General features: G+C 73.1%; 11 protein-coding genes. 3 read left to right on the top strand and 8 right to left on the bottom strand.

Translation table 11 applies throughout. The features are described 5' to 3' along the window. Positions 1-60 precede the first annotated feature (60 nt). The 6 genes from ABZX65_RS07595 to ABZX65_RS07570 all read right to left on the bottom strand — a co-directional run bounded on the left by ABZX65_RS07595 (position 61) and on the right by ABZX65_RS07570 (position 6,062). On the bottom strand, positions 61-1,884 hold the full coding sequence (locus ABZX65_RS07595; protein WP_355335986.1) for an alkyl sulfatase dimerization domain-containing protein: 1,824 nt from the start codon (positions 1,882-1,884) through the stop codon (positions 61-63). 188 nt (positions 1,885-2,072) lie between these two features. After that, positions 2,073-3,356, bottom strand: coding sequence for a GAF domain-containing SpoIIE family protein phosphatase (locus tag ABZX65_RS07590; RefSeq protein WP_355336427.1), 1,284 nt, complete (start codon positions 3,354-3,356; stop codon positions 2,073-2,075). Then, complete coding sequence (locus ABZX65_RS07585; protein ID WP_355335984.1) at positions 3,242-4,309, bottom strand: RICIN domain-containing protein; 1,068 nt, start codon at positions 4,307-4,309, stop codon at positions 3,242-3,244. The genes ABZX65_RS07590 and ABZX65_RS07585 overlap by 115 nt, the downstream gene beginning before the upstream one ends. 22 nt (positions 4,310-4,331) lie before the next feature. Then, a complete protein-coding gene (locus ABZX65_RS07580; protein WP_355335982.1) occupies positions 4,332-4,880 on the bottom strand; it encodes an EF-hand domain-containing protein in 549 nt (182 codons plus the stop codon). Positions 4,881-5,182: 302 nt separating this feature from the next. Beyond that, entirely contained in the window at positions 5,183-5,800 is a 618-nt protein-coding gene (locus ABZX65_RS07575; RefSeq protein ID WP_355335980.1) for a DUF6879 family protein, read from the bottom strand. Next, positions 5,793-6,062: a hypothetical protein gene (locus tag ABZX65_RS07570; RefSeq protein ID WP_355335978.1), complete on the bottom strand. Its 270-nt coding sequence runs from the start codon at positions 6,060-6,062 to the stop codon at positions 5,793-5,795. The genes ABZX65_RS07575 and ABZX65_RS07570 overlap by 8 nt, the downstream gene beginning before the upstream one ends. Positions 6,063-6,543: 481 nt before the next feature. Between ABZX65_RS07570 and ABZX65_RS07565 the strand changes: the two genes are divergently transcribed. Beyond that, positions 6,544-8,676 carry a tetratricopeptide repeat protein gene (locus ABZX65_RS07565; protein WP_355336426.1) on the top strand — a complete coding sequence of 711 codons (2,133 nt, stop codon included), beginning with the start codon at positions 6,544-6,546 and terminating at the stop codon, positions 8,674-8,676. 5 nt (positions 8,677-8,681) lie between these two features. Here the strand turns inward: ABZX65_RS07565 and ABZX65_RS07560 are convergent, their stop codons facing one another. Together ABZX65_RS07560 and ABZX65_RS07555 are read right to left on the bottom strand one after the other, a co-directional pair. Beyond that, positions 8,682-10,766 (bottom strand): UvrD-helicase domain-containing protein, encoded by a 2,085-nt coding sequence (locus ABZX65_RS07560; protein ID WP_355335976.1) that lies wholly within the window; start codon positions 10,764-10,766, stop codon positions 8,682-8,684. Positions 10,767-10,960: 194 nt separating this feature from the next. Then, positions 10,961-12,970, bottom strand: a complete 2,010-nt coding sequence (locus ABZX65_RS07555; RefSeq protein WP_355335974.1) for an ABC transporter ATP-binding protein — start codon at positions 12,968-12,970, stop codon at positions 10,961-10,963. A 318-nt stretch (positions 12,971-13,288) separates the two neighbouring features. Here ABZX65_RS07555 and ABZX65_RS07550 point away from each other — a divergent pair, with 318 nt between their 5' ends. Together ABZX65_RS07550 and ABZX65_RS07545 are read left to right on the top strand one after the other, a co-directional pair. Beyond that, positions 13,289-14,215, top strand: a complete 927-nt coding sequence (locus ABZX65_RS07550) for a patatin-like phospholipase family protein (protein WP_355335972.1) — start codon at positions 13,289-13,291, stop codon at positions 14,213-14,215. Next, positions 14,212-15,420 (top strand): hypothetical protein, encoded by a 1,209-nt coding sequence (locus ABZX65_RS07545; protein ID WP_355335970.1) that lies wholly within the window; start codon positions 14,212-14,214, stop codon positions 15,418-15,420. The genes ABZX65_RS07550 and ABZX65_RS07545 overlap by 4 nt, the downstream gene beginning before the upstream one ends. Positions 15,421-15,545: the final 125 nt, after the last annotated feature.

The following is a 15,545-nucleotide window of genomic DNA, read 5'->3' as shown; positions in this document are numbered from 1 at the left end:
GGCACGGCACTGGTACCGCGGTACCAGTGCGCTCTCATCACCCAGAACGACGGGCGCCGCTCACGGCGTGACGAGGGGGAAGTCCGGGTCCGGGGTGGCGAGGAGGGAGAGGAGGCGGGAGAGGGTGTCGGGGGTGCCCTCGGTGGTGACGTTGTCGAGGTTCCGGGTGGCGAGGGCGGTGAGGAGCTGGGCTTGGGTGAGGGTCAGGGTGAGGTCCGCGGTGGTGGCGGTGGGGGCGCCGGGAGTGGACCGGTAGGTGAGGGCGCCGTTGGACAGGGTCAGGCGCCAGGTGCGGCGGTGGTCGGTGACGTGCCAGTCCATCGTCAGCCGGGTGTCCCAGGCGCGGGGGCCGTCGACGCGGACGGCGAGGGAGTCGATGAGCTGGTCGACGGTGAGGGCCATGGCCATCTCGGGGTTGGCGGTGTCGAGGCGGACCTTGGCGAGGCGGCCGCGCAGCTCCATGGCACCGGTGAGGTAGAAGTTGCGCCAGGTGCCGTTCTCCGCGCCCTGGCCGAGGCGGTCGTAGACGGCGGCCAGCGCCTCGCGCGCGCCCTGGTGTCCGGGCTCGGCGAACACGGCGTGGTTGAGGAGCGTGGCGGCGAACCGCAGGTCGTCGGCGTCGGCGTACTCCCGGCCCTTGGCCACGAGGGCGTCGGTGCCGCCGTAGTCGGCGGCGAAGCGGCGGGCCTGCTCGACCGGCGGGTGCTCCCACAGGTGGGCCGGGTTGCCGTCGAACCAGCCCATGTAGCGCTGGTAGACCGCCTTGACGTTGTGCGAGACCGAGCCGTAGTAGCCGCGGGCCGCCCACGTACGTTCCAGAGCGGGCGGGAGGGTGAGCTCCTCGGCGATCTCCGGGCCGGTCAGGCCCTGGTTGATGAGCCGCAGGGTCTGGTCGTGGAGGTAGGAGTAGAGGTCGCGCTGCCCGGTGAGGAACGCGGTGATCTCCTCCTGGCCCCAGGTGGGCCAGTGGTGCGAGGCGAAGACGACGTCCGCCTTGCCCTCGAACATCGCCAGGGCCTCGGAGAGGTAGTGCGCCCAGATCCGGGGGTCGCGGACGACCGCGCCGCGCAGGGTCAGCACATTGTGCAGCGTGTGGGTGGCGTTCTCGGCCATGCACAGGGCCCGGTGGTCGGGGAAGAGGAAGTTCATCTCCGAGGGGGCCTCGGTGCCGGGGGTGAGCTGGAAGGCGATGCGTACGCCGTCGACCGTCTCCTCCTGCCCGGTGCTGGTGATGTGCACCGTCGGCGGCACCAGGCTGATCGTGCCGGTCGAGGTCGTCGCGCCGAGACCGGCGCCGATCTGGCCCGCCGGTCCCTTGGGCAGCTCCGCCCCGTACATGTAGACCGCGCGGCGGGTCATCGCGGTGCCCGCGTACACGTTCTCCGCGACCGCGTGCTCCAGGAATCCGGCCGGGGCCAGGACCGGGATGTCCTGCTCGCTGCCGTGCGGGACGATGGCGCGCGAGCCGCCGAAGTGGTCGCCGTGGGAGTGGGTGTAGACCAATCCGGTGACCGGGCGGTCGCCGCGGTGCTCGCGGTACAGCGCCAGGGCCGCCGCCGCGGTCTCCGTCGAGATCAGCGGGTCGATGACGACGACGCCGCGCTCCCCCTCGACCAGGGTCATGTTCGACAGGTCGAACCCCCTGACCTGGTAGATCCCCCGCGTGACCTCGTACAGGCCGTACCGGGCGCAGAGCTGCCCCTGCCGCCACAGCGACGGATTCGCGGTCGGCGGGCACTGCGCCGCCGTCATGAACGCGTACGCCCCGCAGTCCCACACGACCGATCCGTCCTCGGCCGTCACCGCGGTGGACGCGGGCGCGGCGACGAAGCCGCGGTCGGCGTTCGCGAAGTCCCGGACGTCGTCGAAAGGGAGGTCAGCCATGAGACGAGGCTAGGGCGCTATGCAGCTTTTGTCCTCAGGGCGCCGAGATGAATGGCTGAGGTGAACGCCGAGGTGAGCGCCGAGGTGAACAGGGGGCGGCGGCCCGGCGGCGCGAGCGGTCAGAGACCGGCCGCGCGGGGGGGCCAGTCACGGTCAGAGACCGGCCGTGCGGGGCGGGGCGGGCGGGGTCAGATACCGGCCGTGCGGGGCGGGACGCGGAGCGCCAGCAGGGCGGTGTCGTCGCTCGCCCACCCACCGCTGTGGTCGTCGAGGACGCGGCCGATCCGCTGGACGACGGAAGGGGCGTCCATGCCGTGGCAGGCGGCGAGGGCGGCGGCGAGATTCTCCTCGCCGAACAGCGGCCGCGGGGCTCCCGGGACGATGGGGCGGGGACGGGCCTCGGTGGCGCCGTCGGTGTAGAGCAGAAGCGTGTCGCCGGGCGCGAGCCGGAAGCGGACGTCGGTGAGGTGCACGTCGGGCAGGACGCCCAGCAGGCTGCCGCGGCGGCCCGACTCCTGGACGCGGCCGTCGGCGCGCAGGATCAGGGCGGGCGGGTGCCCGGCAGTGCACAGCCGGCCGGACACGCCGGTGGCGGTGGTACGGAAGGTGGCGTGCACGGCGGTCAGGAACCGGCCGTCCGTGCGCTGGTCGAGCAGCGCGGAATTGAGGTGGTCGAGAACCACGGCGGGCGACAGGTGCTGCGTGGCCTGCGCGCGCAGGGTGTACCGGGCCAGCGCCGTGACCTTGGCGGCCTCCGGGCCCTTCCCGCACACGTCGCCCATCGTGGCGCACCACCAGGGGCCGCGGGCCTGGAAGAGGTCGTAGAAGTCGCCGACGACCATGCCGCCGTCGGCCGGGGTGTACGAGGCGGCGGCGTCCAGACCGGAGACCGTCGGCAGGACGGGCGGCAGGAAACTGTCCTGGAGGCTGCGTACGAGGTCGGTGGTCGCGGCCAGCGCGGTGCGCGCCGTCTCCAGCGAGGTCCGCAGATTAATCTCGTTGCCGACCGCCCGCGCGAGGGTGGCCAGCGTGGCCAGTTCCGTCGGGCGCCAGGCGTGCGGGCGGTCGTCGATCACGCACATGCTGCCCAGCACCTCGCCGCCCGGTCCGAGGATCGGGTAACCCGCCCACGCGCCGATCTTCATCGGCTGTACGGAGGGGTGGTCGCGGGTGCGCGGGTCGGTGGCCGCGTCCTCGACGGCGAAGGGCTCGCCGTCCAGGCCGACCAGGAAGTAGCAGAAGCTCTCCCGCACCGGATTCTGCCGGCCCGCGATCTCCGTGATGTCGACCCCGACGCACGACTTCCAGAACGAGCGGCGCTCGTCGACCAGCGTGATGAACGCCCGTGAGCAGCCGGTCACCGCACCGGCCAGGGCCGCCAGGTCCTCGAACTCCGGCTCGGGACCGGTGTCCAGCAGGCCGGTCGCCGCCACCGCGGCCAGCCGCCGCGGATCGTCGAGCGCGGCGGGCAGCCCGTCCGCCCGCAGCCCGCCCCGGAAAGCCACACCCTGCATCGCAGCGCCCTCCCGGACGATCCCGGCCACCCGCGACCGGGGGCCAGAGAGGAGCCGCCGCGCACACCGACGGACGCCAAACATTTGACGTATGGCAACAATAACCACGGACGGGGGCGGGGAGCGGCCGTGCGGGCCACATTCTCCCGCCGCGGGAGGCCGGGCGGCGGCGGGGAGCCGGGCACGCCACGGCCACGGGCACCGCGACGCCGAGTGGTGTGATCGTGAGCACAGGGGCCGCGGGCGCGGCCGGTGCCTGGTCCGGGCCTGATCCGGGAGCGGCCGGGGCGTGGCCGGTGCCTGATCGGGGCCTGATCCGGGAGCGGCCGGTGGCTGGTCCGGGCCCGGTCGGGGAGGCCGGGCGTCGGGGGCGGGCGTAGAGACGTACCGCGGGGGCGTACGTACGCGGGCACGTACGCCCCTCCCGCCGCGGCCGGGACCCGCGTACCGGCTTCTCGATGCGCCGACCGCCCACCCGCCCGAGGCCGGGCCGGGCTCAGCCCGGAAGCGTCCACGCCTTGTTCGCCCCCGTTGCAGTCCCAGATCTGCAACTGCGTCCAGTCGGCCGTCGAGAAGCCCGGATCGTCGAGGCAGCGGCCCGACCGCGGATTGAGCAGCGGCCCGTCGGACCGCGCGACCCAGCGCTGATTCGCGCCGCCGTTGCAGGACCAGAGCTCCACGAGGGCGCCGTTGGCGGTGGCGGCCCCGGCGATGTCGAGGCAGCCGCCCAGCGCGCGGACCGCGCCGCCCGCGCCGGGAGTGACCGTCCGCTTCTGCGCGGCCGTGCCGTTGCAGGTGTAGAGCTGGACGGCCGTGCCGTTCGCGGTGCCGCTGTTCGCGATGTCGACGCACTTGCCGGGGATGCCGGAGGTGATCGCGCCCGCCGTCGTGACGCCGGCCCGGCGCCTCACGCACGGGCCCGCGGCGGCGACCTCAGTGCCGCTGCGTCGGGAACCGTCCGCACAGCCAGTTGCCCGGCTCCGCCGGGTCGTCGCTGATCCAGAACTGGCGCCACAGCAGGGTGAATTCCTCACGGCTGAGGTGGCCGTCCCCGTTGAGGTCGAGGAGTTCGAAGACGCCGGTCATGTCGACGGGCCGGCCGTTCCAGGTCTCCACGAGCGTGCGGTGCTCCTCCGGGGAGATGACGCCGTCACCGTTGGCGTCCACGGCCTCGAACACGGTGTCGGCGGTGGCGACGACGTCCGCGATCATCGTGGGCAACCGGTCGACGAGCGCGAGCAGTTCACCCCAGTCGACCGCGCCGTCCCCGTTGGTGTCGCCGGTCTCCAGTAGCGCCGCCCACCAGCCCATCAGCAGCGTCTCGACCCGTGCGCGCAACTCCGTGCCCGGCGCCACCGCGGGCAGCCGGTTCCAGCGGGCGACGAGCGCCCTGAAGTCCTCCTCGCGCAGGTAGCCGTCACCGTCGGCGTCGAATGCGCCGAACATCCCCCTGAGCTTCTGCTCCTGAAACGCGCTGGCCATGAGCGGTCCCCCTCGACCTCGACCCGAACCACGAAGCACCCGTGCCCGCCGCCGCGCGGCGACAGCGGGCAACAATCAACGGTAGGCCGGGACGCGCTCGCGCCACCACAAGCACATATGTATGGACATTCACCCTTCGGGGCCAGCCGCGCCCCGGCCTCCAACGCCCGTCCGCCGCGAGGCAGTCGACCCCTGACGGATGCGCGGAGACGCCGGACGGCCGCGTCCGCTCCGCGGCCCCCACCTGGCACCTCACCGCCTGCGTGGTCCTCGCGAACGCCTAGGGGCCGCCCGGCGGTCGGCTAGCCGACGCCGTCGATGACCGGCGGTGAGAGCGTGGCGATCTCGCGGTCGAAGAAGTCGCCGAAGGGCTCGCCCCGCGCGTAGAGCGACGCGAACCCCGCCCTGGTCTCGGCGATCAGGGCGGGTTCCGCGTACCGCCTGGCCCCGTCCGCGTTTCCCTCGTCGTCGTACTGCACCTCGTACATCACCACGTCACCGAGGATCACGACCTCCGGCACCGTGCGCTCGCGCTCGATGTCCGCGATCGTCCGCGCGTCCAGGACCCTGATCCGGTCGCCCACGGCCGCGCGCAGGCGCAGAACGTGCAATTCCCACTGCACGTACGGCGTCACGGGGAATTCGACGACTCGGAGCCGCCGCTGCGCGACGCCCAACTCCTCCGCCTCGGCGAACTGCCGGGCGTAGGCCGGACGCCTTTCCTCGATGAGCGCGAGTGCTTCTTCCCAGCGCCCGGCGGCGAATGCCTCCCAGCTCGCGAAACCGCGTTCCTGGAAATGCTGGCCGCGTTCCAGCTTGTCCTGGCTCCTGACGCCGCTTTTGAGGATCCGGAAGAATTCCTCGTGGTAGGCGGGCCGGGCGAGGCGTTCGAAGGTGCCGTTGGGAAAGGAGTCAAACACTGGGAATGTCCGGTTTCGCCGCGATCAGCATGTTTCTCGGGATGACGACGAGTCGCTCGTCGGAGCCGACCGAGACCCCGGCGGGCAGATTCCGCCCGAGGGAGGCCGTCAGATCCCGGCCGATGACGGCGATGTCGCCGTTCTCCAGCTCCCAGATGTCGGGGCAGTCGGGGGTGTCGGTCGTATTCCCCAGCTCCTGAGGTGATTTACCGAGGCGCTTTAAGAATGTGGTGTCGGGATTTGCTTCCCATGGTCTGGTCATGGTTGCCCCCAGGATCGGCTGCGTACTGTCGTACCGCGTGCGGATCGTACCCGCATCGGCGTCACTACAGCCGGAGCGTACCCGATAACCAGCCGTCTGGCATATGCCACGACGGCGGCGACCGCCTTCGGATGCCTATCGCAATTCGACTCCCGGTGCAATAATGATCCACGCCGGACGTGAACGGTCCTCGAATTGGCTCAAAGCCAATATGATCAGATTATTGAATGGTAGGGGGAGCTGTGGATCCGGAACTCGCGGTGCTCACGCGGACCGCCGGAGCCCCCGTGGTCGCCCCGATGGCGACCGACGCCTGGCGGACCACGACCACGCGTCACCGCGTCCTGGCACAAGGGCGCCGCGCCCGGACCGGTCGCTTCCGGACCGCTCGCCTCCGGACCGGCCGCTTCCAGCCCGGCCGCGCCCAAACCCGCCGCGACCAGCGCGTCACCGAGCGGTGAGCGGTACGACCGGCGGGTCCATGGACGGCCGGGCCCAGGACGACGGCCGGGTCTACCAGGCGTCGGGAGATCAGCACATCAGCGAGCACCACCACTACGACGGCGGCCCGCAGGCCCCGGCCGGTCCCGACTCGGTGCGCCGGCCCGCCGTCGGCCGCCCGCCCCTGGTCCTGCGGGACCGCACCGAAGTCCTCGACCGGTTGAGGAGCGCCCTCACCGCGCAGAGCGGCGACGACATCTTCGTGCTGTACGGCATGGGTGGCTGCGGCAAGACCGCGGTCGCCCACGCCTTCTTCCAGACCGCCACCGCCGAGTACGGGCGGGTGGGGCTCTGGGTGAACGCCACGGACCGGGCCAGCCTGCGCTCCGGGATGCTCGCGGTCGCCGCGGACCGCGGCGCGGCCGACGGCGAACTGCTGGCCGCCCGCAACGGCTACCGGCCCGCGGCCGACCTCGTCTGGCGGTACCTCGCCGGCTCCCCCGATCCCTGGCTGCTGGTGCTCGACAACGCGGACGACCCCGCGATCCTCAGCGACGGCAGCTGGCTGCGCACCAGCCCGCGGGGCACGGTGCTGGTGACCACCCGCCGAGCCGCACCCCGCTGGTGGCCCGGCGCGGAACTCCAGCACATCGGCGTCCTGCCGCGCGAGGACGCGGCGCGCGTCCTGCGCGACCTCGCCCCGCACACCGGCACGCTCGCCCAGGCCGCCGAGATCGCCGACCGCCTGGGCCGCCTCCCGCTCGCGCTCACCCTCGCGGGCGGCTTCCTCTCCCACCAGGTCATAGAGCCCTGGACGATGGATGTGTACGGACGCCATCTGGAGGAAGAACTCCCAGTCCAGTTGCTCGACCGAGGGGCCGATGCCTTGAGTGATGCGGACCCCCGCCATCTGGTGGGACAGACCTGGCAGTTGACGCTCGACGCCTTCGCGGCGCGCGGACTGCCCGAAGCGGTCGACCTGTTGCGTCTGATCGCCCGGCTGGCCCCCGAGCCGCTGCCGCTGTCGGTCCTCAACGACGACGGCATCAGCGCCGTATTGCCCCGCGGTCGCGCCGAGTCGGCGCTGCGCGCCCTGCTCGACCACTCGCTCGTCGAACGGGTCGACGTCGGCGACAACGCGGGGCTGCGCTGCGTTCTCGGCCACGGCGTACTGCTCGACAGCGTCGTGGCCGCCACCCCGGCGGCGCAGGCCCCTGTGCTGGACGCGACGGCCGGCCGCCTGCTCGGCGCCGCGCTGCCGGAGGTGCCCGACGCGGGCCCGTACGATCCCCGGCTGCGGCTCCTGGCGCCCCACGTACGCGCACTGCTGCGGCGGACGGGCGAACCCGCCGCCGTCGCCGAGGTGTTGGAGGTGGCCACCCGGCTGGCCACCGCGATGCACCGCACCGGCGACTACCCGTCGGCGTGGGAGACCGTCGGCGCGGCGGCGGACATCGCGGCGCGGACGCTCGGCGACGGACACCGGGCCGTACTCGCGGCACGCTCACGCGCCGGACGGGTCCTGTTCCGGCTGGGCCGCTACACCGAGGCCGAGGAGTCGCTGCGGCGCACGCTCACCGCCCAGCGGCAGCGGTTCGGAGCCGACGACCCGGACAGCCTCGACAGCGCGCACGGGCTCCAACTCGTCCTGCGCAATCTCGGCCACGCCGAGGAGTCGCTGACGCTCCTGTACGCCACGGCCGCGGGCCGCCAGGCCGCGCTGGGGCCGTGGCATCCGCTGACGCTGCGCTCCCGGTCCAGCATCCTGGCCGCGCTCGGCGCCGCGGAACTGACCGCGGAGGACGGACGCACGGGCCTGCTGTCGCTGCCGGGGCAGTGCGCGGAACACCTCGGCGTCGACCACACCGTCTCCGTGGGGGCCCGCCACAACCACGCCTGGGCGCTCTTCCAGTTGGGCCGCCTCGAGGAAGCCGACAGCGAGATCGGCGAGGTGACCGAGACCTATCTGCACCGCTTCGGACCCGACTACCCCATCGCCCTCGCCGCCCGCCAGCTCCAGGCCCGCACCCGCACCGCGCTCGGTCACACCGGCGAAGGCATCGCGCTCATGGACGACGTCGTCGCGCGCCGCGCCCAGAGCCTCGGCCAGGACCACCCCTTCACCGTCGCGAGCCGCGACCTCCTGCGGAGGCTGCGCGCCGAGCGTCCGTAGACGCGTCACGCCTGGGCGGCGGGAGTGACGCTGCCCAGCCAGAGGGTGTCACGGGCGCGGGTCATGGCGACGAAGAGCTGGCTGCGGCCGAGTTCGCGGCGCTCGCGCTCGGTCTCGGAGAGCCCTTCGGCGCCGGTCAGCAAGGAGGCGTCGTACCGCGGAAGGTAGACGCGTTTGAACTCAAGTCCCTTGGCGCGCCGGTAGCTTCCGAGCTTGACGCCCTCGACGGCGTGACCGGCGTAGCGCTCCAGCGGGCAGACCGGGAGGCCGGAAGCCGTGAGAAGGTCGCGGTAGCGGCCGATGGCCCGTACGGAGGGGCAGAGCACGGCGGAGTCGGCCCGCTCGGCGGGGGTCAGGGCCAACAGCGCTTCCAGCAGGGCCCGGTCGTGGTCCTCGACGGTCGGCCGGTCCACGCGCCGCACCTGGCCGTCGTGGTAGGTCAGGTCGACTTCCCTGGCGCCGGAGCTGCGTACGCCGTCGATGTCCTCGAAGGCGTCGTCGGCGACCACCGCGAGGGCCGCGTCGAGGATGTTCTTGCTGTTGCGGTAGTTGGTCCTGAGCACCTGCCCGCGCTCGCCGCGGATGTCGATGCCCGCGTCGGAGAGCCGGAATCCGCCGGGGTAGACGGCCTGTTGCCCGTCCCCGACGAGCAGCAGGCCGTTGGGAGCGTCGCCGATCAGGGCGTGCAGCAGCTTGACCCCGACGAGGGTCAGGTCCTGGACCTCGTCGACGATGACGGCCGCGTACGGCGCGGCCTCGGTGGAACTGCTCGCCTCGGCGAGCGCGAGGGCCAGCACGTCGTTGAAGTCGTGCACACCGCGTTGGACGCGCAGCGACTCGTACGCCTCGTAGAGTCCCCAGACCGCCTGCCGGTGGGGCCTTCGCAGGCCCACCCGACGGCGGCGGCGCGGCAGGACGGCGTATTCCTCGAAGGAGGTGATCCCGCGGCCCTTGATGACGTAGTCGATCTCGTCCTTCCAGTAGCGCGGCAGCGGGTCGAGTTCGGTCAGCGGGCTGTCGCGCCCGGCGTGCGTCCAGGCGAGGCTGAAGGCCGTCTCGGCCTTGTCCCCGTTCAGATTCACCGGCACACCGCGGTCCTGCGTGTACTGCTGCGCCCACGAGTGCAGGCTGCGGAACTCCACCCGGTCGGCGACCGCGGGGGACATCGCGTGCAGGAACGTCTCCTGCACGCGCGGGAGGTTGCTGGCGAAGGTCACGTACAGGACGCGTCCCGTGGTGCGTTGGGCGAGGTAGGACGCGCGGTGCAGACCGACGACGGTCTTGCCCGTACCGGCGGGTCCGCTGATACGGGCGGGACCGGACCAGTTGCGGCGGACGAGGGCCACCTGGTCCTGCGCGAGGAAGGTCATCCACTGCTCGATCGGTGCCCGCATGGCGGCGTCCAGTGCGGCCTCGCGCATGCCGTCGAGGTCGAACAGCCCTGCGGCGGGCAGTTCTTGGCGTCCGGAGCGCGGCACGCTGGTCGGCTCGGTGACGGGCTCTGTGGCGGGCTCTGTGGCCGGCTCAGTGACGGGCTCTGTGGCCGGCTCTGTGACGGACGATCCCTCGTACTCGGGGAACACCCGCCCCAGGTGGTCGGCTATGACGCGCACCGAGGCGGCGTTGAGCCGGTGACGCTCCGCCAGCAGATACGGACCGACCTCCCGCTCCCCCAGGAGCCGGATTCTCCCCAGCGCGGTGTCCACGCGCTTGTCGGCGAAGACCATCAGCGGCCGGACCGCGACCGGGGACATCCCCAACGAGGCGACCGCCGTCTCGGCGGCCTTGGTCACCGCCGAGAGCTTGCGCGCGTGCTCGTCCCTCACCTCACCGCCCGCGAGGAGCCGGCCGTCCTCGACCTCCGGGTCGGCGCGCCAGTTCTTGACGTCCACGACGAAGACACCGGCGGGCCCGACCAGCAGCATGTCCACGTTCGCGGACCGCGTACCCGGCCACCGCCGGTCCACCAGAAGCCGCCAGCCGCGCTCGGTCAGCACCAACAACTGTGCGCTGACGCGCTGTTCGCCCTCGCTCGCGCTCTCCCACTGCCGCGCCTGCCGCCGCGCCGCCTGCCACTGCTCCCGCAGCAACCGCTCCTGCCGACGCGCCTCTTGAGCCCGCCGCGAAGCCGATCCCCCCGCCGCCATGGCCCACCCCCTCCCACGTAGCGCGACGATCATAGGACGCTCCGCTACGAAGCGGCAGGGGGCGTCGGCCGGGGCGAAGTGCGGCCGGACCGGCGGCGTGTCGGCAATTCCGGCGCCTCCGTAGTCGTCTCTCGGCCTCAGAGGTCGGCCGTCTGCTGCTGCTCCACGGGGCCGGAGGGCTGGCCGGGGATACCGGGCGCGCGGTCGTTCTGGAGGAGCCAGAGGTCGTGGAAAAGGCCGGGGGTGTCGCGGAGTTGGGCGAAGGTGCCGTACTGGACGAGGCGGCCCTGGTCGAGGACGGCGATCTTGTCGGCGACGGTGACATTGGTGAGGCGGTGGGTGACCAGGACGACCGCGCGGTCGGCGGCGAGGGTGCGCAGGCCGGTGAAGATGCGGTGTTCGGCGCGGGGGTCGAGGGCGGCGGTGGGTTCGTCGAGGACGAGGAGACCGGCGTCGCGGTGGAAGGCGCGGGCGAGGGCGACGCGTTGCCACTGGCCGCCGGAGAGTTCCTGGCCGCCCCACCACTCGCGGGCCAGGAGGGTGTCCAGGCCCGAGCGCAGGGACGTGACGACCTCGTCGGCGCCGGAGGCGTGGGCAGCCGTATCAACTGCCCTGTGCGGGTGGTCGGTTCGGGGCTGGCCCAGCGTGATGTTGTCGCGGGCGGTCAGCGGCCACTTCGCGTACTCCTGGGGTACGACGGCCACGCGTGACCAGGCGGCGTGCGCGTCCAGGGTGCGGGTGTCGGCGCCGTCCCAGACGACGGCGCCGCGGTCGGGGAGGTAGAGGGCGGACAGGAGTTTGCTGAGCGTGGTCTTGCCCGAGCCGTTCTCGCCGACCAGGGCGAGGACTTCGCCGCGCCGCACGTCGAGGCTGACATCGAGCAGGGCGGGCCGGTCGGCGTGCGGGTAGGTGTACGTGAGGCGGTCGGCGCGTACGACGGCCGGGCCGGTCGGTACGGTCTCGCCGCGGGCGATCCGGTGGCCACCGGCCTCGTCCAGAAAATCTGACCAGTCGTCAAGGTACATCCCGGTACGGAAGATGATGGCGCCGTAGCCGATGATGCCGCGCAGTCCTGAAGCGACCGTGCGCAGCGCGAACGTCGCCGTGCCCGCGGACGCGACGGACACGCGGCCGGTGCTGATCAGGAAGAGCAGCGCCGCCCAGACCGCTCCGGCCGCGACTCCCCCGGCCAGGCTCCCGACGAGCGACATCTTCGCCGCGCGCCAGGCGGCCCGGTCGGTCGCGGCGTCCACCCGCGCTCCGGCCGCCCGGTACTTGCCGAGCAGGAAGTCGGCCATCGTGCCGGAACGGATCTGGTCGGCGTGCTGCTTGTCGACCAGATTCCACCGCAGGACGCTCAGCAGGCGGCGGTCCTTCATCGTCTCCAGCGACGCGAGGTAGTTCAGCCGCGCCCCCCGTACGCCCGCGATGGCCTGCGGCAGCGCGGCCAGGACGAGCAGCGGCAGCAACACCGGGTGGACGCTGGTCAGTACGGCCGCGGCGGCGATCAACGATGCGGCGGCGGCGAGGATGTTCTGGGACTGGTTGAGCATGTCCTGCGAGACCTCGACGCCCCGGTCGGCCGCGTCCCAGCGGTCGTTGTAGCCGGGGTGGTCGTACGCGGTCAGCTCCGCGTGGGTCGCCGCGTCCAGCAGCCGCAGCTCCGCCTCGCGCGAGATCCGCGGGGCCAGGCGCGTGGACAGACCGGTGATCGCGATGCCGAGCACCGCCCGTACGCCCGCCGCCGACGCCAACAGGGCCAGGGAGGGCGCGGCTTGGCGGAGCCGTTCGTCGATGTGGCCCGACGCGATGACGGCCGTGATCGTGCCGGTCACCGCCAGCAGGCCGAGCGCCTCCAGCACGCCGGACAGGACCTGGCAGGCGAGCAGCGCGGTGACCGCCTTGTGGTCCACGTGCCAGGCCATGCCGAGCGCCCGGCGCACCAGTTGGGGCAGTCGGCGGGCCATGGCGCGCAGCGTGATCGCGTAACCGGCCTCCTCGCTGCGGTCGCCCGGAAACGTCAGGCGCAACTCCTCGTCGGGTACGGCCTTTTCGTCGTCGCCGGCAGCAGCGGTGCGCGCCGTGGATGTGGCCGTGGGGGGTTGGCCGGTCGTCGGAGGCTCTTCGGTCGTCGGGGGTTCGGTCATCGGTGTACGCCCTTCGCCGTGACGTGGCGGTCGGCACCGGACCGGCTCGGCGGAAGGAGGACGAAGGCACCGGCTCGGCCCGCCCGGCTCGCGCCGACGCGACGCGGCCCACCAGTCTGCTCCAACCGCCCCGCCGCCACCCCCCGCTCGCGAAGCCCCGGTCGGCGCAAGGACGCAGCCGCCGCCTCGACGGCGTACGCCGGTCCGCTACGGCCCGCGCCGTCCGCCGCGAAAGCGCCCGGCCGCCGAGGCGGCACCGCGCCTGTGGCGAGTTCGGGCGGCTGATTGGGGGGAAGGAGCGGGGGCACGCGTTCTGGCATGGACCACAGTGCGGGTGAAGCGGGGGGACCGGCGTTCGTGCTGGGGGGCGGCGGGGCCCTCGGGGCGTACGAAGTGGGCATGCTCAAGGCCCTGTTCGCGCAGGGGGTGAAGCCGGGGATGGTGCTCGGGACCTCCGTCGGAGCGATCAACGGGGCCGCCGTGGCCGCCGAGCCGTCGCAGACCGCCGTCGGCCGGCTGATCGAGCTGTGGACGGGGCTGGGCAAGGCCGGGGTGTTCGCCGGTTCGCTGATGGGCCGCGTGAGCACCGCCGTGCGGAGCCGTACGCACCTCTACACCCCGGCGCCGCTGGTCGACCTTCTGCGTGAGCACGTACAGGTCGCGCTCATCGAGGAGTTGGAGGTGCCCTTCCAGTGCGTGGCGGCGAGCATCGAGAACGCCGCCGAGCACTGGTTCGACCGCGGCCCGCTGATCGAGGCGGTGCTCGCCTCGTCGGCCGTGCCCGGACTGCTGCCGCCGGTCGACGTCGACGGCGAGCACTTCGTGGACGGCGGCCTCGTCAACAGCATCCCGGTGGGCAGGGCCGTCGCCCTGGGCGCGCGCGAGATCTACGTCCTCCAGGTCGGCCGCATCGAACGGCCGCTGACGCCACCGAAGTTGCCGTGGGACGTCGCCATGGTCGCCTTCGAGATCGCCCGCAGGCACCGGTTCGCCCGCGACATGGCCGACCTGCCGTCGGACGTGACCGTGCACGTACTGCCCAGCGGGGCGGCGTCCGGTGAAGCGGCCGGGGCGCTGGGCCAGTTGCGGCACCGGGCCTTCGGGCAGACGGCGGACCGTATCGAACGGGCCTACGCCGCGTCGTCGCGGTATCTGGAGAGCGCGCTCGACGGGGCCGCCCCCAAGTCCCTTGTCCCGGAGGGCTCCGGCGCCGAGGACCCGCACTCCGCCGAGGGTCCGGCGTGACGGGCCTCGACTCCGGCCTGAACGCGGGGACGGGTCCGGCGAGTTCAGGCACGGGTCCAGCTACGGGTCCAGCGAGCACGGGCCCGGCGGGTGCAGGTACGGACGCGCTCGCGAGCGCCGACCCGGCCGCGCGGGTCCGGCCGTCGACCCGTACCCGTACCCGTACCCGTACCGGCACCGCCGCCGCTGCCGCGGGCGCCGCGCTGGTCACGGCCGCCCGGCGTACGGTCACCACCGCGCTCGTGGTCGCGCTGATACCGGTGGCCGCGGCGCTCCTCGTCACCGTGACCGTACTCAGCGCGCCCGTGTCGATCCCGTCGCGCGGCGCGTGGCGGCCCACGCGTATGGCCGGATTCCTGCTCGTCTACCTCGTCGTGGACCTCACGGGAGTGCTGGCGGCCTCCGCGCTCTTCCTGCACCACCCCCGGGCGGACCGGGACCGGCGGGCGGCCGAGGCGTTCGCGCTCCTCGCGCGGCTGCTGGCCGTACTGCGCAAGGTGGCGGACCGGCTGTTCCGGCTGGAGGTGGAGATGACGCCCGCGCTGCCCGTGGGCGACCGGCCGCCGGACGTACCGCTCGTGGTGTTCGTCCGGCACGCGGGTGTCGGCGATTCGTTCCTGCTCCTCCAGACGCTGCTCACCGACGTACGCCTGCTGCCGCACACCGTTCTGAAGGGCGTCCTGCGCGCCGATCCGTGCCTCGACGTCCTGCTCGGCCGGGTCCCGCACTGCTTCCTGCCACCCGCGCACGGCACCGCCGAGGCCGCGATCACCGAACTGGCGGCGGGGCTGCGGTCGCGCGACGCGCTCGTGATCTTCCCCGAGGGCGGCAACTTCACCCCGCGCCGCCACCGCCGCGCCATCGCCAGCCTGCGCCGCCTCGGCCAGTACCGGCGCGCGGCCCGCGCGGCCCGGCTGCGGTACGTGCTGCCGCCGCGGGACGCCGGAAGCCTCGCCGTCCTGGCCGCCGCGCCCACCGCCGAGGTGGTCTTCGTCGTCCACTCCGGCCTCGATGTCATCGCGTCCGCGCGCGCCGCCTGGGACTTCCTGCCGTTCCGCCGCCCGGTGCGGGTCCACTGGTGGCGGATACCGGCGGCCGAGGTCCCGGTCGGGGACGCGGCGCGCAGCGAGTGGCTGCTCGGGCAGTGGGAGCGGATGGACCGGTGGACGGCGGAGCAGGCGGTCGCGGCGACGCCGCACGTATAGAGGGCGCGCGTACGGCGGTTCGCGTACGGGGGTCGCGTGTGCGGCGGCTCGCGTACGGGGGTCGCGCGTACGGCGGCTCGCGTACGGGGGTCGCGCGGTGCGGCGGCTCGCGCACAGGGGCTCAC

It is taken from the genome of Streptomyces sp. NPDC003300 (genome assembly GCF_040610915.1).
Taxonomy (GTDB): Bacteria; Actinomycetota; Actinomycetes; order Streptomycetales; family Streptomycetaceae; genus Actinacidiphila.
This window is presented reverse-complemented; position numbering and strand designations above follow the sequence as displayed.